At 48.1% G+C, this 20,125-nt stretch carries 18 protein-coding genes; 6 read left to right on the top strand and 12 right to left on the bottom strand.

The annotated features are described in order from the left end of the window. The first annotated feature begins 23 nt into the window (after positions 1–23). Positions 24–419: a peptide-methionine (R)-S-oxide reductase MsrB gene (msrB, locus tag MJ595_RS22300; RefSeq protein WP_263322569.1), complete on the top strand. Its 396-nt coding sequence runs from the start codon at positions 24–26 to the stop codon at positions 417–419. Positions 420–552: 133 nt separating this feature from the next. Here the strand turns inward: msrB and MJ595_RS22295 are convergent, their stop codons facing one another. From MJ595_RS22295 to MJ595_RS22250, 10 genes are all read right to left on the bottom strand, one after another. Beyond that, the gene (locus MJ595_RS22295) at positions 553–864 is read right to left on the bottom strand and encodes a hypothetical protein (RefSeq protein WP_263080352.1); all 312 of its coding nucleotides are present in this window, start codon (positions 862–864) and stop codon (positions 553–555) included. Positions 865–1,116: 252 nt separating this feature from the next. Beyond that, positions 1,117–2,973 carry a V-type ATP synthase subunit A gene (locus MJ595_RS22290; RefSeq protein ID WP_263080351.1) on the bottom strand — a complete coding sequence of 619 codons (1,857 nt, stop codon included), beginning with the start codon at positions 2,971–2,973 and terminating at the stop codon, positions 1,117–1,119. Positions 2,974–3,041: 68 nt separating this feature from the next. Next, on the bottom strand, positions 3,042–3,731 hold the full coding sequence (locus MJ595_RS22285; protein WP_263080349.1) for a DUF2764 domain-containing protein: 690 nt from the start codon (positions 3,729–3,731) through the stop codon (positions 3,042–3,044). Between the two features lie 101 nt (positions 3,732–3,832). After that, entirely contained in the window at positions 3,833–4,519 is a 687-nt protein-coding gene (locus MJ595_RS22280; protein ID WP_263080348.1) for an ATPase, read from the bottom strand. A 114-nt stretch (positions 4,520–4,633) separates the two neighbouring features. Continuing rightward, positions 4,634–5,083, bottom strand: coding sequence for an ATP synthase subunit C (locus MJ595_RS22275; RefSeq protein ID WP_263080346.1), 450 nt, complete (start codon positions 5,081–5,083; stop codon positions 4,634–4,636). Positions 5,084–5,085: 2 nt separating this feature from the next. After that, entirely contained in the window at positions 5,086–6,882 is a 1,797-nt protein-coding gene (locus MJ595_RS22270; protein WP_263080344.1) for a V-type ATP synthase subunit I, read from the bottom strand. Between the two features lie 73 nt (positions 6,883–6,955). Then, complete coding sequence (locus tag MJ595_RS22265) at positions 6,956–7,570, bottom strand: V-type ATP synthase subunit D (protein WP_263080342.1); 615 nt, start codon at positions 7,568–7,570, stop codon at positions 6,956–6,958. A gap of 3 nt (positions 7,571–7,573) precedes the next feature. Then, positions 7,574–8,953, bottom strand: coding sequence for a V-type ATP synthase subunit B (locus MJ595_RS22260; RefSeq protein WP_263080341.1), 1,380 nt, complete (start codon positions 8,951–8,953; stop codon positions 7,574–7,576). Positions 8,954–9,142: 189 nt separating this feature from the next. Then, on the bottom strand, positions 9,143–10,087 hold the full coding sequence (locus MJ595_RS22255) for a carbamate kinase (RefSeq protein WP_263080340.1): 945 nt from the start codon (positions 10,085–10,087) through the stop codon (positions 9,143–9,145). A gap of 375 nt (positions 10,088–10,462) precedes the next feature. After that, complete coding sequence (locus MJ595_RS22250; protein WP_263080338.1) at positions 10,463–11,218, bottom strand: hypothetical protein; 756 nt, start codon at positions 11,216–11,218, stop codon at positions 10,463–10,465. A 996-nt stretch (positions 11,219–12,214) separates the two neighbouring features. Between MJ595_RS22250 and MJ595_RS22245 the strand changes: the two genes are divergently transcribed. The 3 genes from MJ595_RS22245 (at position 12,215) to MJ595_RS22235 (ending at position 15,843) form a co-directional block, all read left to right on the top strand. Further along, the gene (locus tag MJ595_RS22245; protein WP_263080337.1) at positions 12,215–13,402 is read left to right on the top strand and encodes an ester cyclase; all 1,188 of its coding nucleotides are present in this window, start codon (positions 12,215–12,217) and stop codon (positions 13,400–13,402) included. Positions 13,403–13,484: 82 nt separating this feature from the next. Continuing rightward, positions 13,485–14,756, top strand: coding sequence for an MFS transporter (locus MJ595_RS22240; RefSeq protein ID WP_263080336.1), 1,272 nt, complete (start codon positions 13,485–13,487; stop codon positions 14,754–14,756). Positions 14,757–14,814: 58 nt separating this feature from the next. After that, on the top strand, positions 14,815–15,843 hold the full coding sequence (locus MJ595_RS22235) for a LacI family transcriptional regulator (protein ID WP_263080335.1): 1,029 nt from the start codon (positions 14,815–14,817) through the stop codon (positions 15,841–15,843). 109 nt (positions 15,844–15,952) lie between these two features. On the opposite strand, the gene MJ595_RS22230 is transcribed toward MJ595_RS22235, so the two are convergent. Next, a complete protein-coding gene (locus tag MJ595_RS22230) occupies positions 15,953–17,206 on the bottom strand; it encodes a valine--pyruvate transaminase (RefSeq protein WP_263080334.1) in 1,254 nt (417 codons plus the stop codon). Between the two features lie 251 nt (positions 17,207–17,457). Continuing rightward, positions 17,458–17,937 (bottom strand): MaoC family dehydratase, encoded by a 480-nt coding sequence (locus MJ595_RS22225; protein ID WP_263080332.1) that lies wholly within the window; start codon positions 17,935–17,937, stop codon positions 17,458–17,460. Positions 17,938–18,179: 242 nt separating this feature from the next. On the opposite strand from MJ595_RS22225, the gene MJ595_RS22220 reads away from it, so the two are divergent. Together MJ595_RS22220 and MJ595_RS22215 are read left to right on the top strand one after the other, a co-directional pair. Next, on the top strand, positions 18,180–18,320 hold the full coding sequence (locus MJ595_RS22220) for a hypothetical protein (protein WP_263080331.1): 141 nt from the start codon (positions 18,180–18,182) through the stop codon (positions 18,318–18,320). Positions 18,321–18,413: 93 nt separating this feature from the next. Beyond that, on the top strand, positions 18,414–20,111 hold the full coding sequence (locus tag MJ595_RS22215) for an AMP-binding protein (RefSeq protein ID WP_263322568.1): 1,698 nt from the start codon (positions 18,414–18,416) through the stop codon (positions 20,109–20,111). The last annotated feature ends 14 nt before the right edge of the window (positions 20,112–20,125 follow it).

Raw genomic sequence — 20,125 nt, 5'->3', positions numbered from 1 at the left:
TGATGCCTTTTTGAGGTTGATGCATTATGACAGTCAAGAAAACAGACAGGGAGTGGCGTAGAGAGTTAACGGATGAGCAATACCGGGTTTGTCGGCAAAAAGGCACTGAAGCCCCCTTTTCCGGAAAGTATGAGCCATTTGATAAGGACGGTTTATACTGCTGTGCCTGTTGTAATCAGGTGCTTTTTGATTCTTCTGCCAAGTTCAATGCAGGTTGTGGCTGGCCCAGTTTTTGGGAGGCGGCTGCCAGCGATGCCTTAACCTACTGCGAAGATGACAGCTTGGGGATGAAGCGGGTTGAAGTGCTTTGCTCTTGCTGTGATGCCCATCTGGGGCATGTATTTAATGATGGGCCAGAGCCCTCAGGGTTAAGATATTGCATTAACTCAGTGGCAATGAATTTTTCTGACAACAAATAATATTTGGCATAATCGTTTTAAATAGATCGTCTGGCAGGTGCCGTGTCCCTTTCGCGTAATGACCCCAAGGCTCAGCCTTTTCACCGTGGTAGTGGGGGCGATGTCAATGCCTGTATGTTTCCTGAATGGTTAATCAGTCATAGTCCTCATCTTCATCCTCATCATCTTCTTCACCTTCACCTTCCTCTTCGTCCCCTTCATCGCTTTCTTCGTCCCTATCTGCCCGGTCTTCGTCATAATAAGCTCCGTCATCGTCCTCTTCGTCGTCATCATCATCATCTTCTTCTTCGAACTTGCCAGCAGCTAAGGGGTAATTGCCCAGTGGGTCGGCTGATGCAAAAAATGAGGAGGTTTTAAAGAGGTTAAAGCCTGGCAGGCAATATATAGCCAGAAGGCAAGATAGCAAAATGAGTGGTATAAATTTTATTTGAGGTTTTGTTGTCACGAAGAGATCTCCTTTGTTTTTACAAGGTTAACGGTTTAATGGAGTATCTGGTCAAAAAGCTTGTTTGTAGCTTATTGGCGTAAACTGCTATGAATGCACAATTTTGCATTAAGGCTTATATCAATGAGGGCTATGTTTTTGATATCGAGAGTTTAGGAAGAATTTTTAGCAGAGTTTTATTTGCTTGCAAGAAAAGCAGGTATAAAAAAGCTGCCTCTAAGGCAGCTTTTGGGTGTGGACGTGTTTCAGATATTAAGCAGCAAGCGCGCTGGCGCTATATTGATTTCTTAATTCCTGAATTTTGGCCATATAGCTATTGTACTCGGGAGAGCCATCGTGGGAGTAGTTCAGGTTCTTGAACAGACCGGTCTGCTTCACGAAGTAATCCCGGGCAACCTCCTTGTTGTCGAACTGGTATTTCTCATGGATCAGGCTGGTGACCAGCTCAAAGCTGTTCTTCTGGCGAGTCATTGGACAGTTGCTATCAACATCGTCAAAGGCGTCCTGCTGCAGATACACCATATCCAGGAACAGGGATTTCTGGAAGGTGACATAGTCTTCCAGGGTGACACCCTCCTCACCGGTAACCTGCATCATCTGGTTGATGCTGTCACCGCGAACCAGTAAGGCTTGCATTTCCTTAACGGTACTTACCCACTCTGAGGACAGGTTTTCACTGTACCAGTCAGACAGTTGATCCAGGTAACGGGACCAGGAAATCAGTGGGTCAATGGCCGGATAGAAGCGCTTGTAGGCCCGGTCATAGGAAAGGCCCAGGAAGGTTTTGACCGTACCCAGGGTGGCCTGGGTGACAGGCTCTTCAAAGTTACCGCCAGCGGGGGAGACGGTGCCCACCATGGTTAGGGAACCTTCTTCCTGCTCTTCGTTGGTGATGACGCCACAGCGTTCGTAAACGCCCTTGATGGCAGAGTCCATGTAAGCCGGGAAGCCTTCTTCCCCTGGAATCTCTTCCAGACGGTTGGAGGTTTCACGCATAGCCTGAGCCCAGCGGGAAGTGGAATCTGCAAGGGCCAGTACGTTGTAGCCCATCTGACGGTAGTATTCACCCAGGGTCAGACCGGTGTAGATGGAGGCTTCACGGGCCGCTACCGGCATAGAGGAGGTGTTACAGATAATAACAGTTCGGTCGATGAGGGCTCCGCCAGTGGAAGGATCCTGCAGGTGCGGGAATTCTTCAATGGTTTCCACAACCTCACCGGCACGTTCACCACAGGCCGTTACAATAACGATATCGGCGTTGCAGTAACGGGAGAAGGAGTGCTGGAGTACAGTTTTACCGGAGCCGAAAGGTCCGGGGATACAGCCGGTTCCGCCCCGAGCAATGGGGAAAAAGGTATCAACGATGCGCTGGGTAGTGATCAGCGGACTGTTTGGGTAATGACGGGCAGTCTTACCTTTTTTGGTCAGGGTTTCAGAAATGGACTTACGAACAGGCCAGGGCTGATACATGGTCAGTGGAATTTCTTCACCGCGCTCATTTTTAACCCTTGCAACCACAGTGTCCACAGAGAAGTTGCCTTCCTGAATCCAGACGATTTCCACTTCACCTTCGGTGTCGAATGGAATCATGATTTTATGGGTGAAACGGCCTTCTGGTACGGTACCAAAAGTTTCGCCAGCGCGAAGCTTGTCGCCAATTTTAGCCGTGGCTGTGAATGCCCAGCTCTGGGTGCGATCCAGGGACTCAGCCTGAACGCCTCGTTGCAGGAAGCGGCCGTGGAGGCCAGCCAGTCGTTCCAGTGGGTTTTGCAGTCCATCATAGATCTGACCCAAAATACCGGGGCCCAGGTCCACGGAAAGCATCTTTCCGGTTTGTATCACCAGATCGCCAACAGCCACTCCCCGGGTTTCTTCATAAACCTGGATGTCGGCGGTGTTACCCCGTACCCGGAGAATCTCTGCCATCAGCTGCTCTTCAACGTTTTCGTTGGCACGACGGCTGGGCAGAACATAAACCACTTCGTTCTTTACCAGAGGTCTGGTATTGCCTTTGCTATCGATGCTTTCGATGGTAATGATATCACCCATTACCGCAACGACTCGAGCCGTTGCCTGTTGCATCAGATCCGTACTTGTTTGTTCACTCATCAGTGTAACCGTGATAGTTCATGCTTATTTACCTGCCCCCGTTCGGGCTGGCAAACAGGGCAAAAAATTCAGGCTGGAGAGCCCGGAAGCTGTGCTGCAAAATCGCCCAGCGCCAATTCCGTCAGTTCCTTGAAGCGGGTAATCGCCTGTTCGCCATTATAGGCAGTCCAGCGAGCCACCAGGTTCCAGCGCAGCAGGTAAATGACCACTGCCTCAAAATCAAAACTGTGGCGACTGCTTACTTCATCCAGTTTGCGCCAGACGGCTTCCAGAAGGATTTTTTCCAGTGCGGCGTAATCCTTTTTATCCAGGCATTCCACAGCATTGAGTATCCAGGGGAAGGCATTCTGCAGGCCCAGTGTGGGAGAACTCCAGTTGCGGCGAATGTAGGCGTATCGGGTGCCATAACTCCAGCGAGCGGTGGTGGGTGCCTGGTCTCCACGCATTTTGCGTCTGAGGGCAGCAATAACCGTGCGCATATCCAGACGCCAATTAACCAGATCGCGCAGGGATTCACTGGGCAGGTCGGATATCAGGCGTGCAGCCAGCTTGATTAAAGCGGCTTCATTGACATCGTCGTCCAGGTGGCTCCAGTGCATGAGCTGTTCTACCTGGATCAGCATTTCGCGGTCATCCCGGGACAGCATGGATAAACGACGATCCAGCTGTATGCGGGAGATCGGGGTTATCTTGCTGTCAAACAGCGAATCAATATGGGGGAGCGATGTCAGCAAGGTATAGTAGGCATTTTCAGCCATAACTTACTCCATTAAGAGAGCAGCAGGCAGTGAGCAGAAGCCACTGTTAATGCGAAAAACGTTAACAGGCTCTGTAAACCTGCCAACTGCCAGCTGACATCTTACTTGATTATGCCTTCCAGAAGAGCGCGGAAGCGTGGCTGGAGGTGGCGCAGCAGAACCGCAGAAACCGCCTCTTCGGACAGTTCCACTTCAATGTCCTTGTCTTTCAGGCGGAAGCTGATGCCAGTCTGGTTTTCAGCGCCAACAGCAAAGGTGACACCTTTCTGCAACATGGTGCTGGCCTGATCCATGGAGAAGTCCAGCATGCCACCTTCTTTCAGCAGTTCCGGATTTTCACGGAGTTCATCAACGCCAATGACCTTGCGAGGCAGAACCACTTCAACGTTCTTTTCACCGCGCAGGGAGTTCTCGCCAGCGACTTCAACGATCATTTTTTCAAGCAGTAGTTCGTTGTCCATGGAGCTGCTGACCACGGCGCGAATCTGTTCGGAGAATTTCTCCAGCAGAAAATCTTTCAGTTCCAGGATGGCATTGCGTTCAGCCAGTTGCAGGGCTTCTGTGCCAGCCTTGGTGATAAAGTCCGCTTCTTCCCGGGCTTTGCCAACGATGGTGTCTGCTTTTTGTTCAGCTTCCCTGATCAACAGAGAGGCCTTTGCCTTTGCTTCGCTGATGATTTTATCAGCTTCAGTACGGCCGTTCTGTACGCCCTGGTTGCGAAGCTTTTCAATAAGCTCCTGGACTCCGACGGAAACCGTTTTTCCTTCGGGTGTGATTGCAACAGTCATGTCAAAATCCTGTTCAATAAATAAGGGCCTCAGTGAAGGCCATCACTGTCTCTGGATGGCCCTCACCGCTGCTTAAGTTACCGTATAATGAAAGCGATGCTTTCACTGCAGGAATTAAGCGACGATACCCTGGCCCATTACCAGAGCGAATACGAAGGCAAATACCGCAAAGCCCTCAACGATCGCAGCAGGTGCGATGGACAGACCGAATACTTCCGGCTTGTTCTTGGAGGCGTTGATGGCGGCAGCAACAGCCTGGCCCTGGTAGATAGCGGAGTACATCAGGGCAAAGCCGGTGAGCAGACCAATGCCGAACAGGCCAGGGGCGCTGGACAGGCTTACACCGATACCGCTCAGGGTGAACATGATGACGATGCCGTAGATAACCTGGGAGGATGGCATTGCAGAGAGACCTACAAATTTGCCGTAGCCGCTTTCGACGTCAAGCATTGCACCACAGGCGGCCTGGCCCGCCACAGAACAGCCGATAGAGCTACCCATGGCTCCCAGGGCAACAGGTGCAAAAACGCCGAGCCAGCCCAGGGCAATAATCAGATCTTCCATTGTCAGTCCTCTTTTTTACTAAAAGCTTTGAAGGGATAGCCTTCTTCGGAAAGGCCCCAGTTAAAAAATTCAATTACGTTTAGACGCATGCCGTGAACCACGCCGCTCATCAGGCACAGGGCGAAGTTAAGGACATGGCCCAGCAGCAGTATCAAACCGCAGAACAGTACACCCAGCACTGGCATGGCATGCAGAACATCCATGGCCAGTCCGTTAAAGGTCATGGCCAGGGAGGCGCCAGACAGTCCCAGTGCGAACAGACGCATGTAGCTCAACACATCACCAAAGGCGCTGGTGAGGTTGTAGACGGCCTTTAAGCCATCCAGCATACGCAACAGCAGGTCAGACCCCTTTTGAAGCGGACGGGTACTGGTGAACAGGAAAATCAGCAGGCCACCACCGATCATCAGACCGGGGCCCAGGGTGGTTTTCCATACTTCAGCCAGTGTACCTGTGGTTCCCAGCCAGAGACCCAGGCCGCCAGCCATAAGAATGGACCAACCCAAAGGTGCCAGGGCGTAGAGTCTCGACCTGTTGACCCAGGCCGTTGCCAGGTTGGCAATTACCAGATGGGCAACACCGATAAAGACAGAAAGCTTCATCATTGCGCCATAGTCGTTCAGGTCAAGAACGGCAGCCGTGCCAAGAACACCGTCGGGATCAGGGGCTACCCCAAAGTAACTGCCAATCAGAACACCCCAGACAATACCGAGACCGGACATAAACAGCCCCATGTTCATCAGGCGTTTGCCGGAGTCCGTGGCGGTCAGCTTTTTCCGCATGGCCAGCAGAATCAGTCCGAACAGGGCACAATACATGGCATCACTCATGATCATTGCGAAGAACAATGAGAATGAGTAGAACACCACATTACCGGGGTCCCAGGCACGGTAGTTTGGCATTTGGAAGAAGGCCATGGCTTCGGCACCACCACCGGTACTTTCCGGGTTATCCAGAATGGTGGGTGGGTTATCCTCTTCAGAGGGCTCTTCAATCACAGCTGCAATGCCGTTGCTGGCCGTAAAGGCTTCCACGGCAGGTTGCTCCGTGGCGGGTACCCAGCCCTGTACCAGGAAGAACTGATCTTCATCCTGGGTGCTGTTGCTGGCCTGCTCCAGGGCAGCACTGTCCTGACGGGCAGCCAGCGCCTGGTTCAGCAGATAGCTCCAGCGGGTCAGGGCTTCTCTTTCGGCGTTTAAATCCTCAAGACGATACTCTGACTCTTCCAGCATGGTTTCCAGCTTGGACAGGGGGTATTTACCCACCCTTGAGCGTGGAACCGGCAGCAGGTCTTCAGCAGGTTCTTCACTGGCAATCACAATGACATAACTGTCTTTATGATCTTTGTGAATGATCTCCCAGGGGAGTTCAATGTCGTCAAGAGCCGCCATTTCTCCGTGGGGGATCACATAGAACCAGAGCCGCTGACCGTTCAGGTCGGCCAGATCCGGGAAGGTGAAATGACCCCAGGGTCTCACTTCCCGGATGCGCTCTTCCAGCCTGTCGCGCATATCTGATAAGTCGCGGATGGCTGTTTTGTTGGCGAGCACGTCCTTGACGATACCATCAATACTGGCGGTTTCTTTTCTGCGAACCTGCTTTCGTTGTCTCGGGCAGCGTTCCAGCCAGGTCAGGGCTTCGCTGACTTCCGCTGGCTGCAGGCGCAGGGAGGACTCCGGCGTCTGTTCAGTGAGCGGGATCAGGTGCATGCAGCCCAGTGCCTGCAATCCCTTCAGAACCTGGTTTTTATCTTCGCCAGGTCCGTACAGGGTGATCTTTTTAAGTCGTTTTATAGCCATATTAATTTCAGTTATCAGTTGTCAGCCGGTGATCGCACAGGGTATCTGACCCGTGTCGCCGGCTGATTTCTGCTTACTGTCCACCCCTGGCTTCCTGAGCCAGAACCTTGCCTTTCGACAGCTTGGCGTTCATCACGCCCGCACGGTCCTGGTCTGACATATAGATCTGGATTTTCTGGATGTTCTTCTTGGTCTGAGGAATCAGAACCTTGGAGAATAGGTTAACTCGCTGTGAGGTGGTACGGGTTGCCTTATCGAGTTCCCTGTGGCGAAGTTCGCGCACTTGTAACTCGACTCGCAGTCGTACCATCTGTTGCAGAAGTTCCACCAGATAATCCACCCAGTGAGGCTTGGCCAGATCGCTGTAAGGCGTGAGGCTGATCTCAATATGCTCCACCAGGGGCACATTGGTTCCAACGATGTTTTCGCTGGTCAGTCTGACATCCGTTACGCGCACCAGATTTTCTATGGAAACATCATCACGGGCCAGCATGGGTAGCTGTTCCCGTACCAGACGTTCGACGTTTGTCAGGTGCTCACGGGTCTCGGCAAGTGCCTCTTCTGCCTTCTTTCGTTCAGCCATCAGCTGCTGGCGTTTCAGCTCCAGTGCCGGCAGATAGCGGTTAAACGTCTTAAGGCTGCGCTTCTCTTTGTTAAGCGAACTTTTATTGAGGGCTACCTTGGCCATGGTTTATGCCTCAGCTGTTTCAGCGGCTTCCTGAACGCCGACCTGTGCCTTGTTGGGCCAGTACTTCTCCAGCAGGCTTTGCTTGATCAGGGTTTCTTCAGGCTCAAAGCATTCCGCCATGGTTTGCCAGCCCAGATCCAGCGCTTCTTCCAGAGGGAGTACCACGTCAAGAGCCATAAAGCGCTTCTTGAACAGGTCACCAAACTTGATGGTTTTCAAGTCGTAGTTGGACAGTTCGAAGGCCATTGCCTGCTTTTGCTGGGCGTTTACGGCGTCAGAGTAGAAGCGGATCATGGTGTTCATGATGGTGCTGTGGTCATCCCGGGTTTCCTTGCCCTGAACCATTTGCTTCAGACGGGAAAGGGAACCGAATGGATCCAGCAGGCCATCGTGAAGGTAGAACTGGCCTTCAGTAATATAGCCGGTGTTGTCAGGTACCGGGTGGGTCACGTCATTACCCGGCATGGTGGTCACGGCCAGAATGGTCACGGAGCCAGCACCCTTGTAGTCGCAGGCTTTTTCATAACGACGGGCCAGCTGGGAGTACAGGTCACCCATATAACCCCGGTTGGCAGGAATCTTGTCCATGGCTACACCGATTTCCTTCATGGCGTCGGCATAGGACGTCATGTCGGTGAGCAGAACCAGTACTTTCTTGCTTTCTTCCACCGCAAAGTGTTCAGCAACAGCCAGCGCCATGTCAGGCGTCAGCAGACGTTCAACCGTAGGGTCGGAGGCCTGGTTGGTGAACATAACGGTACGGGAAGATACACCGGCTTTTTCAAATTCGGTTTTGAAGAAGTGGTAATCGTCGAAGATCAGGCCCATGCCGCCGAACACTACAATGTCAGCTTCTGCTTCGATGGCAATCTGTGCCAGGAACCGGTTGTAGGGCTCACCGGCCACAGAGAAAATAGGAATCTTCTGGGATTCAACCAGGGTGTTGAACACATCGATCATAGGAACGTTGGTTCTTACCATACGGGAAGCTAGAACCCGGCGAACAGGGTTGACGGAAGGCCCATCAATTTCCACCTTGGGATCCTGTTCAAGGGCTGGGCCGCCATCAATAGGCTCACCGGCACCGTTGAAGATTCGACCCAGAATATTCGGTGAATAGGTGGCTTTCATGGGTTCACCCATAAAGCACACAGACGCACCGGTGGAAAGGCCTTTGGTGCCTGCGAATACCTGCAGGGACACTTCTTCACGGTCGATCTTGATGATCTGAGCCATGGAGTAGGCCTGCCCATTCTGCTCGATCAGGGCCAGGTCGCCGTAGTTGGCCCGGGCGTTGCCCTGGGTCAGGTCGGGTACATGAACGCGAATGAGGTCACCAACAATGCTGAGAATGTTGGTGTATCGCAATAGACTCTGGGGCATTGCTGCTCCTCTGTACTACTAAAGGATTCCTGATATGGTGTCAGCACCTTGATAGCCATATTTTTCATGGCAATAAAAAGTACTGACGCCCTGAAAGTATTGACAGGCGTTGCCTGTTACTGCGTGGCTGACAGATAGGACGATTCTGTGAGCACTGGCATAAAAAAACTCATAGTTACTACATACGTACTAGTAGTAAGTGATGCTATCCTGAACATCGTTGGCCACACGGGTGCCAGAGGTTCCTGATAAAACATCCATGGCATTAAACAGGCTGCCCATAGCGCATAGGCGACCGGTGTCGGCAGTGCTGCTTATAAAATACCGGGCAGCACGAATCCTGGCTTTAATGCCAGGGTGAGTAAACCCGGCAGCCACCAGTTTTTCCGGTGTTACAGCCTTAATTAATCTGGGCTGTGCGGTTTCAACGGGTTCAGCTAGCGCTTCAGTGGCTGATAGCAGCAATAATGCATCTGCCTCTATACCTTCTGCTATCAGTGCAGCTGATTGATCCTGGTTGATAGCAGCCTCAATGCCATGAATCTGGCCGCTATCGCTCCTGCACACAGGTAAACCTCCACCGCTACCGCATATGACGGTTGTACGGTCAGAGGCTATCAACTGCTTTAAAACTGGCAGCTCCATGATCTCTTTCGGCTCTGGAGTTGCTATGAGCCGACGGTAGTATTGGCCATCTTTCACCAATTTCCAACCAGGATTCTGCTCTTGCACAAGTTGTGCCTGTACTCGTGTATACACAGGGCCACAGTACAGCGTAGGTTCCATTAATGCCGGGTCATTGGCGTCAATGGCCGTAAGGTTGATCAGGCTGCAAACAGTGTTGTCAGGCAAACTGTTCCGTAATTCCTGTTCAAGCCATAAACCGATTACCCCCCGGCTTTGGGCACCGATAACATCCGCAGAACTCAAGCTAAGCTCTTCGCTCGAACTGTGCATTAAAGTAAGCATGCCTATCTGCGGACCGTTATTATGTAAAATAATAGACTGATGAATACCCGCTATTTTGGCAACGGCACTGGCCGCCAGTTGAATGCTTTTTTGCAATAGATGAACCTTAAGGGGCTGGCTCTTTTGCAAAAAAGCACTGTCTCCAAGCGAAATAACAACCCGCATAATAATTACCCTGCCATTTTAGCCAGACTGAACAACACAATAAGTTGAGCCGGGTCAATGCTTTGTTCTGAAATTCATGATCGACCCTAAAAATAAGGTTTTATTTTAGTCCATGTCTGAGATAGGGGGGCTTTTGAGTGTGTTGATAAATGTGATTGGGTGTTATTCTGATTCTTTATCCTCCGGTTAGTATTTCGATCACTGAGTGTCTTATACATTTTGTATTTGCGCAGAGAGTGATGCAGATATAGGGGTGGATGTTACGTGGAAGTACGACTGGGTTGTGCTATATGCTTGCCTGGTAAAGGCTGGCGTATGTTCAGGGGAATTCCTCCTTTCTCAACGGGTTTATAGAAAAAGCCTTTTTATTTGTGTTTAATAATGGTAGCCGGTGATAGGTTTGTTACTGAGTAACTCCCCTGACTGGGCATTGAATATCATTCTGCGGCGAACATTATGTTGATCCCGTACGGTCAGTTCCCGTACAGGAATATTATTGAAAATGGTCTGCCGTGTTCTGAGGACTATGAGTCCTTTTTGGTGTTCCCGTGCTTTTTCAATAATATGTATGAGAGACAGCTGCCTGCCCTTCGGTTTCAGGTTGTACATGTACTCTGTGATAAGCATCCCGGTATGGGCATCGACGGTGATGACCCATCGCTTATTCTTTGCGTCTATAAGGTCGATGATCACCACCTGATTGCCATCCTGAAGGCTGTGGCGACTGCTTTTGATTTGAGCGTTTTTGTAACGATCCAGAACTTTCACAATAATCTTTTCAATGGGCAGGATATCTTTCATAGGAACCTGGTCCAGCTCCTTGCCGGTAATGGCATCATATATAACTCGCTGCAATTCACCACCAAGGTCGATAAAATCGATAACAAATACCTGTCTTTGGTCAAGATGGGTTTGCCGCGCAGACTGGATGGTGATCTCCCCGTGTCCTTTTCGGGTTTGAGTGATTAACTGTTCTATCGGAATGGTTTTTTTTAGCTGTTGTGAAGAAATAGCGAGAGGCTTGGGTGCTGCTGACAGCTGTTTGGCGATGACTGCATCAGGAATAAGGAATGTGCCAAGTAAAAGAAGAGCGCTGGAAAAAAAAGAGTAAAAACAAGAAAGTGGTTTCATGGCTTGTGAACTCCCCCGTATCGTCAATCCTTTTTGATTGGTCAAGGATTACTATATAAGGAGAAAGGTGGAGAAGATGAGCCAGCATGCGGTTTTAATAAGTCAAGTTTGGCTGTTCATCAAAACTGTATGCTGGATATGCGGAAAAGTGTAGACCAGATTGTATAGGGGAGTAAAAATATCAGAGGGCTTATAAACTGCGCCAACTTGGAAAATGCATGCTTTCTAGCTTCTCCACTGGTGCAACTTAAATATTAACATCCATGGTTTGTTGTAGTGGAATGTTATTATCCTTTGGTAAGTTCAGAATAAGCTAAGGTGATATTTGCTTTTATAGATAGCCGCGTTAGCGTGTGGTTTTTCTTGTTATTATTTCGGTTGATATCATTAATTTCACAATATTAGACGACTGATGATGAATATGGTTCAGTAGTAACTTAATGGATTCTTTTGCCAGTCGGGAAAAGTCCTGTCTGAATGTGGTGAGCTGATAGCTTAGCCATGATGACTGGGGGATATCGCCATATTCTCTGCGCCGAACCCTTTTCTAATGCGGCATTCGTCTTCTCTGAAGGCAGTGTCGAGTGTCCAGTGCAGGTGTTATTTTCCACCGACCAGTGAGATCGGACTGAATGCATAAAATGCTTTGCATCCGTGGTCATGCTGCTAAAGTACTCAACTAACGGCTACCTGGCTCCGCTCAAGTATGAACAGGAACTTGCCGAGACAGCGTAAAAAAGTGTCCGGAAAACTCTTGTCAGATCACTTGTTCTATACGCCTGCTTACCAAACATTTTGTGGTTTTTGAATTTATATGGATGATGTTTAAGAAGCTGATGAGTCTATTTGTGCAATCGATTACAATAAGTGGGTTAATATATTGATATAAATCAGTCTCTTATCCTGTAACTGTTGCGATAAGTGATAGGAAATAATACAAAGCCATTTGTGCAATCGATTGCACTATTTGTGCGGTTTTCTCAACAGGGGAATGTGATGACTGAGACAGCAGCTACAGGACAAAAAACAAAAGACATTACAATAAGTCCGAAAGTAAAAGGTAATGGCGCCAGTAAATCATTAGATCAAGGCGATCCCGTTATTTTTTTTGGCGATAGCGGTAAGGTGACTCCGCTTTATCATAATGATCATAACCAAATGGATGGTTTTACCGAGCCTCGGCAAAAGTTAGAAGGATTTGAGCCTCAATACAGGGATTTTGTTGATTACATCTTGCGTATTACCCATAAAATCTGGGAAGAAAAAGGTATTGGGGTTATTTATGAGACCTACCACAATGATTGTGTTATGCATGTGGGTACACAGCACCTGGCTGGCTTAAACACGGTTATCTCCGGGACAATGCAGCAGCTTCATGCTTTTCCTGACCGCCGTCTTATTGCTGAAAATGTAATTTGGTCTGAAGACCCAGATGCAACTTATTTTTCCTCCCATAGAATTCATTCCACAGCCACTAATCTGGGAGATAGTAGTTTTGGCCCTGCTACCGGGAAGCCGATTTCTTTCAGAACGGTGGCTGATTGCAAGGTCTATAAAAATAAGATTGTGGAAGAGTGGCTTGTTCGCGATAACCTGCATATTGTCAGGCAACTGGGTATGGATCCCAATATAGTAGCGCGAAAAATGGCAAAATCGACACCTGCTTTGGGTTCTTATGGTTTATCTGAAAATCGAAATGGCCAATTTATCCCGGAGATCAAAATTTCAGGCAGTTCTGTTTTTGCCATTGGCGAGTTCATGCAGGAAATGATGAGCAAGGTTTGGGGGGCGCGTTACTTTAACTGTCTAACTGACTATTACTCTGAAAATGCCGTATTACATACTGTATGTAATCAGGATCTAACAGGCTCTCATGCTATCAAAGGGTGGCTGGTCAGCTTCTTTGCATCCTTCCCTAATGCCAGGGTTCAGGTTGAGAGAGTGACCTGTAATAAAGTGTCAGGTGATAAAGACTGGGATGTTGCTGTTCGCTGGCGAGTATTGGGATTACATGAGGGAATAGGATTTTTTGGTTCCCCTTCCCATGGGCAAGCTGAAATCCTGGGTGTTAGCCAGTATAAAGTGCGTAATGGCAATATTCTCGAAGAATGGTTGACCTTTGATGGACTGGATGTGCTCCGTCAAATTGAGGGACACCGCCTTAGCATGGAACAGGTGGATTAGTTCAAACCCAATGGTGTACCGGTACTCATGGTGCTGGTATGCCTGTTGTTTGTATACAGAAAAAACTTTATGGATAAACGGGATGTCAAATACATGTGATACAGGTATTGAGCTGGGGGAAAATCTTTCTACTGTTCGCCGCATGGCAGCTTATTTAGCTATTCTTCTGGTTTACCTCTTTTATTGCTACAACTTCTATATACTCAGTGTGCTGGGTCCTTTTATGACAACCCAGCTTGATTTTACTAATTCAAATTTTGCCTTGTTATTTTCCTTGATGTCATTTGGGACTTTATTTGGAACGATTATTGCCGGAAAAGTGGCTCTGAAGTGGGGGAGAAAAATAGCCCTGATGGTATTGGGTGTCAGCTTTTCCCTGTTTACCTATGCGCATATTGTTGCACCTGAATCCTTTGCAGTATGGGCTGTATTTCGCTTTCTAACAGGCGTTGCTCTGGGTGGGGTCTTTGGGACGGCTGTATCTTTGATTGTAGGCTTGTTCCCACAAAAATATCGCGGCAGGCTCACCAGCTTTGCTTCCTGTTTGTTTGCGGTTTCTGGCGTTATTGCGGGAAAAGTAGCCGAAGTTTTTATGGAGTCAGATTGGAGTATGGTGCTCTGGTTTGGCATTATTCCCACATTAATCGGTGTTGTTCTGGTTTACTTTTTGGTTCCCTCTGACCTCGCTATTGCTCAAAAAAACAGAGAGCAGGCTTTGGTAAAAAAAGAGAAGCTGGGTTATGGAGGAATGTTAAAGGGAAAGTATTTCTGGGTGGCTATTTTAGCTGTTTTCCTTTCCGGCATGAACTTTTCCGGTTATTCAGGTTTTACTCAGTTTGTTCCTATCTATTTGCAGGATGGGTTAGGGATGACTGTGCAGGAGTGGTCCCGAATGGTGCAGATTCAGAATGTTGGCCATTTTCTCGGGTTTATCATGTGGGGGTTTATAGCTGATAGTGTGGGGCGGAAAAAAAACATTCTGGGAATGATGCTGTGCGCCATTATTATTCCTGTATATATGGGATTATCCATTGAATATATTTATCTGCTTTTTGCCATGTCGTTTCTTTATGGTATTGGGCTGGGCTATTCAGGAGTGTGGGGAGCTTATTACACAGAAATGTTTCCGGCTAAGTACCGGGCGCTTTCATCCGGGTTCTGTTTTAATATGGGGCGGATTATATCAATGGTCACTGTATATGGCATAGGTGTTGTTGCTGACGATCTGGGGATGAAAGTGGGTTTGTTGATACCATCGCTGTTTTTTGCATTGGGCTGTGTGGCCTGGATGCTATTGCCTGAAACCTTGACCAAGCCTTCAGTCATTTACAAAACCAAAGCTGAAATTGCATAATAATACATTTTCTATACGGGGTTTTATCAAACCCCGGTGTTCAGTTGTTATTTGATAGATGCCTAATAATCCTTTCGAAAAAGCTTCTGCTGCAGATGTTGCCCGTGCCCTTGGCGTATCTACAGCTACTATATCCCGTGCTTTTACTCCAGGGGCCAGAATTTCGGAAAAGACGCGTGTAAGGGTGCTGGAAAAAGCGCGGGAACTGGGTTATCAGCAAAATATCATTGCTAAAATGCTGAATACCCGAAAAAGCAGGTTGATTGGCCTGGTGACCGGTCAGATAAACCAGAATCCGTATTATACGGATGTGGTTGCAACCTTGACGCTGGCGTTGCATCAGAAAGGCTACCAAATGATTCTGTTTTCAGCACAGGACGTTGATGATGTGTCCGAACAAGTTTTGCAGGCGATGCAGTACCAGGTTGAAGCAATTGTTATTGTTAATGGTATTTTAAATCAGAAAAGCCTCCAAAGCCTATCCGGTAGTGAAAAGCCAATTATTGTTATAGCCCCTCTGACAGTTACCATTCCATCAGGCAGTAATATCCACTTTGTTTCTGGTGATCACCAACGTACCGGAAGACTGGCAGCAGAAATACTGCTGGCAAGAGGTTACCGGAAGATAAGTATTGTGACTGGGGCAGAAAATAATCCTGTAACTTATTACCGCTATAAAGGCTGTCAAAAACAATTACAGCATAGCGGAGTGGTTCCAAATCATATAAAAGCACCGGAAGATAGCTACGATGCAGGCATTCAAGCAGCAATGGAGCTATGTTTTACAGCCCCTTATCCTGATGCAGTTATTTGTACCAGTGACATCTTGGCTATGGGTGTTATGGATGGCATTCGTTACAGAAAAAAGCTAAGTATTCCGGATGATATCGGGGTTATATCCATGGATGGTATTTCTCCCGCCAGGTATGAATCTTATGATATTACCACCATCAGTAGTCCGGTCGTTGATGAAGTTCGCTGTATTGTTGATATTATCTCAGGTCGCTCCTTTCCCTCAAAAAATTCTCACCTGTTTTTAGGTGAGTTAATTGAAGGAAGTACTCTTATACTGAAAGAGCCTAAATGAAGGAAATGATAGGCAATGAATGGAATAAAGCGTGAGCAAGTGACAGAGTTAACAGAGATTAAGAGCAGTAAGGCAGGAGTCCTGAAAGGACTCCTAGGGAGCTAATGAATTACATTCCGTAAAGCTTCCTGACTTCCTTGGCAATAATCGAGATTCCCTTGTCCACTGAAGTGCTATCTTGGGTGAAGGTAATGCGAAGGCACTCGTATTTGTGTTGCCAGCCATCCGTTATACCAGGGAAAAAGTAGTGGCCGGAAACCACCAGGACACCGCGGGCTTTTAATGCCTCATACAAAGCAAGGCTTGAGACCGGCAAGTCTTTGAACCATAGCCATAAAAACATGGAACCTTCCGGTTTGTGGATACGCCAGGGGATACCAGTCATATGTCTTTTAAGACAATGGATGGCAAATTTTGCCTTTTCTTCATAATAAGGGCGAATGACATTCTGGCAGAGTGGGCGAATACTGTCATCCCGGACCATATCCAGTGCAAGCAAGCTCCCAAAGCTGTTGGGTGCCAGATTCATGATGGCATTCATTCCGGATAAGGCATTAATAATTTGTTCACTGGCAATGACAATGCCGGTGCGAGTGGCGGGCAGCCCTAATTTAGAAAGGCTGAGACAGAGGATGGTATTTTCATTCCAGTTAAGTCTGGCTTCTGTGAATATCAGGCTGGGAAAAGGGGCTCCATAGGCATTGTCGATAATCAGTGGAATATCATGTCGGGCGGCAAGAGCATCCAGATGTTCAATTTCGTGATCAGTGAGCACATTGCCGGTAGGGTTGGTTGGACGGGAGACGCACAGGGCACCTGTACTCTCATCAATGGTGAGATGATTGAAATCCACATGGTATTTAAAGATATGGCTATCAATATGTTCAATATCGGGCTTGTTGGCAATGAAAAAATCATCCTTCACGCCACTATCAGCATAGCCAATATATTCCGGTGCCAGGGGTAGCTGTATACGTTTGCACTGATGGTTATCATAGTGGCCGGCAAACATATTGAAAATCATAAAAAAAGCGGCCTGACTGCCATTGGTCAGGGCTATGTTTCGTTCACTGATACCCCAGCCATAGTGACGATTCAGAAACCGGGCCAGCTCACTGATGAAACCTTTCTCTCCCTGAGGGGGATCGTAAGTGCCTATCAGGCGGGTGAATTCACACTGGCTATCGAGAATCCGTTGTAGCCGTTCCTTAAATGCAGTTTCTACTTCAGGGATATGAGCCGGGTTACCCCCTCCCATCATGATCATATCACTATCATTGGCCATAGCATTGCCCAGGTCATCCATAAGAGAAAGAATGCCTGAGTGGCGGGTGAATTTCTTGCCGAATGCGGAAAGCTTCATGCTTACCTCATAATAATTATTGGACTGAAGGAGGCTGACCAGGAGGGAGTCTGTCAGAAGGCCTTTATGTCATATCAAGAATGAATTTTCACTATCCCAGCCAGTTAAAACCTACCGGCAATCAGAGTTTAACTGACCTTGGTTGTATATGCACTCTTCAGTTAGATGACCGGTATCACTCCTGGCGGACAATACTATTTAGAAATTAACAGAGAAGAGGCAATGAGTAACCTCATTGCCACGAAAAACGTCTAGTTGTTTTTTAGTTCCACGTCGGGAAGGGGGTGCTCGTCAACAGCTATGCTATTGGAACTGGGCATGACTTCAGCTGTTCCCTTAACAACGGTTTTGCCATGCTGGTTGATAACATTGGTTGCAATGGTTGCCCGTTTACGTCGTTCATTCTTGGATAGAACTTCTAACTGGACAGTAACTGTGTCGCCTATTTTGACAGGGCGCAGAAACTTAAGTTCCTGCCCTAGATAAATTCCCCCGGGGCCAGGCATTTCTGTTGCCAGGGCACAGGAAATCAGGGAGGCAGTCCACATGCCATGGGCAATACGGCCTTCGAACTGGGTTGTAGCAGCAAAGGCCTCATCCAGGTGAACGGGATTGGTATCACCGGATACTTTGGCAAATAGCAACAGATCTTGTTCGGTCAGTGTTCGTGTGAGATTCCCCTTGGTACCTATCTCCAGCTCATCAAAAGGAATATTTTTAAGCTTACGCATTGTAGTTTACTGGCTCGTTAGCAATTTAGTTTATCAGTCCATTGTAACAGGCGGTTAGTGGCCTGCTTCCTGTTGATCTCGTTAAACATTTCATGTCGGCCTTCCGGACAAAAGCCGGGAGTGATGGTGTTCAGGTCTGCTCGCAAACCTCCAAAAAGATCGTGTCTCATTATTATGAGTGCGGCTAGAACCGCAAGTAGGGTTCTTTACGTAATTATCAACTTTTGAAGGGTTTTGGCTAAGTGAGTGATAAGCTGTTCTTTGCTGTGAAAAATATTTGGTTGTTCCGTTTTTCATGGGCTTGGGTGGTGCAAAATGTTTTTTTTGCTATGGGCATTTATGGTTTGATAATAGCGGTTTTGCTTTTACTGCCTTGCTGTTAACGTACGGTTTTTCCGAAGCTTGTCTATCGAGGTATCCAGAAAATTGATAATCTCACCTATTTATTCTGCTAAATGATTGAAGAAGGCAAACAGTTGATCACCGGTTTCTGGAAAGATAAATACCCTGAAGGCGTTCCTGCTGAGATTGATACCGGGCAGTATCGATCCATACTGGATGTATTGAATTATTCTGCGGAAAAATACGCAGACCAGCCGGTTTTCAGCAATCTTGGAAAAAGCATCAGCTATGCAGAGCTTTACGAACTAAGTGGCCGATTTTGCAGCTATCTGCAAAATTATACAGACCTTCAGCCGGGTGATCGTATTGTGGTTATGTTACCCAATCTGATTCAGTTTCCGGTGGCGGTTTTCGGGGCATTGAGAGCCGGGTTGATTGTTGTTAATACCAATCCCTTATATACCGCCAGGGAGATGGAGCATCAGTTCAATGATTCCGGCGCCAAAGCGCTGGTGGTTTTGGCTAATATGGCTCATATGGCTGAAAAAGTGCTGCCAAAGACAGGGATTAACCATGTTGTTGTCACCGAAGTCGGGGATATGTTGCCACCCATTAAGCGTTATCTGGTAAATGGGGTTGTTCGTTATATCAAGAAAATGGTACCGGACTGGCGAATTCCCGGAGCCGTGACATTCAATAGAGTCCTTAGGCTGGGAGGGCACTGGGGAACCCGGGAGGTCCGCAGGGAGAATGATGATGTAGCCATCCTGCAATATACCGGTGGTACCACAGGCGTAGCCAAGGGGGCGATGCTGACTCATCGTAATATTATTAGCAACATGTTCCAGACTAAAGCCATGGTGGCGCGAAATCTGGAGGAGGGTAAAGAGCTTATGGTGGCTCCTTTGCCCCTTTATCATATTTTTGCTTTTACTGTGCATTGTATGGTGGGCATGCTGCTTGGTGCCCATAACCTTTTGATTACCAACCCACGGGATCTCAATGGCTTTGTGAAGGAGCTGAAAGGTAAACCATTCAGCATGTTTGTGGGCCTGAATACGCTCTTTGTGGGGTTGATGAATAATCCTTCTTTTCGTCAGCTTAACTTCACGCATCTGAAAAATACCGTATCCGGTGGGATGGCATTACAGCTGGATACCGCCAAGCGCTGGGAAGATTTAACCGGTTGTCGTATTTGTGAGGGTTACGGCATGACAGAAACCTCACCTATTGTGACCATTAACCCCCTGGATAAAATTAAGCTGGGAACCATTGGTATTCCTGTACCCTCCTGTGAGCTTAAGGTGATTGATGATCAGGGGAATGATCTAAAGCAGGGAGAGGTGGGGGAATTGTGTGTCTATGGCCCCCAGGTTATGAAAGGCTACTGGGAAAATGCACAGGCCACTGCCGAGACTATTGATGCTGGGGGGTGGCTGAAAACCGGGGATATTGCCCAAATTGATGAGGAGGGGTATGTCACTATTGTGGATCGAAAGAAGGATATGATCTGCGTCTCCGGCTTTAATGTGTATCCCAATGAGCTGGAAGATGTGCTGGCCTTGCATCCCGATGTTTTGCAAAGTGCAGCCATTGGGGTACCCAGTGATAAAACTGGTGAAGCCATTAAAGTATTTGTTGTGGCTTCAGACCCTGGGTTGAGCCGGGAAGATGTGATCCAGCATTGCCGTAAACATCTGACGGGCTATAAAGTGCCCAGGCTGGTTGAGTTTCGGAAAGAGCTGCCAACCACTAATGTGGGTAAAATTCTTCGACGGGCATTACGGGATGAAGCATTGGCTGGGATGAACACCCATAAAGCCATTGAGTAAGCTGAAACATCTGT

Origin of the sequence: Endozoicomonas sp. Mp262 (assembly GCF_025643335.1) — a bacterium.
GTDB lineage: Bacteria > Pseudomonadota > Gammaproteobacteria > Pseudomonadales > Endozoicomonadaceae > Endonucleibacter.
Note: the sequence above shows the minus strand (reverse complement) of the source record. Positions and strands in the feature narration are given on the sequence as shown.

Excerpts from the sequence above, each read along its gene's own strand:
- MJ595_RS22225 (WP_263080332.1), bottom strand. The coding sequence starts at position 17,937 with ATGCGTAAGCTTAAAAATATTCCTTTTGATGAGCTGGAGATAGGTACC.
- MJ595_RS22280 (WP_263080348.1), bottom strand. The coding sequence starts at position 4,519 with ATGACTGTTGCAATCACACCCGAAGGAAAAACGGTTTCCGTCGGAGTC.
- MJ595_RS22260 (WP_263080341.1), bottom strand. The coding sequence starts at position 8,953 with ATGCCCCAGAGTCTATTGCGATACACCAACATTCTCAGCATTGTTGGT.
- MJ595_RS22270 (WP_263080344.1), bottom strand. The coding sequence starts at position 6,882 with ATGGCTATAAAACGACTTAAAAAGATCACCCTGTACGGACCTGGCGAA.
- MJ595_RS22290 (WP_263080351.1), bottom strand. The coding sequence starts at position 2,973 with ATGAGTGAACAAACAAGTACGGATCTGATGCAACAGGCAACGGCTCGA.
- MJ595_RS22265 (WP_263080342.1), bottom strand. The coding sequence starts at position 7,570 with ATGGCCAAGGTAGCCCTCAATAAAAGTTCGCTTAACAAAGAGAAGCGC.
- MJ595_RS22235 (WP_263080335.1), top strand. The coding sequence starts at position 14,815 with ATGCCTAATAATCCTTTCGAAAAAGCTTCTGCTGCAGATGTTGCCCGT.
- MJ595_RS22245 (WP_263080337.1), top strand. The coding sequence starts at position 12,215 with ATGACTGAGACAGCAGCTACAGGACAAAAAACAAAAGACATTACAATA.
- MJ595_RS22255 (WP_263080340.1), bottom strand. The coding sequence starts at position 10,087 with ATGCGGGTTGTTATTTCGCTTGGAGACAGTGCTTTTTTGCAAAAGAGC.
- MJ595_RS22275 (WP_263080346.1), bottom strand. The coding sequence starts at position 5,083 with ATGGAAGATCTGATTATTGCCCTGGGCTGGCTCGGCGTTTTTGCACCT.
- MJ595_RS22250 (WP_263080338.1), bottom strand. The coding sequence starts at position 11,218 with ATGAAACCACTTTCTTGTTTTTACTCTTTTTTTTCCAGCGCTCTTCTT.
- MJ595_RS22230 (WP_263080334.1), bottom strand. The coding sequence starts at position 17,206 with ATGAAGCTTTCCGCATTCGGCAAGAAATTCACCCGCCACTCAGGCATT.
- MJ595_RS22285 (WP_263080349.1), bottom strand. The coding sequence starts at position 3,731 with ATGGCTGAAAATGCCTACTATACCTTGCTGACATCGCTCCCCCATATT.
- MJ595_RS22240 (WP_263080336.1), top strand. The coding sequence starts at position 13,485 with ATGTCAAATACATGTGATACAGGTATTGAGCTGGGGGAAAATCTTTCT.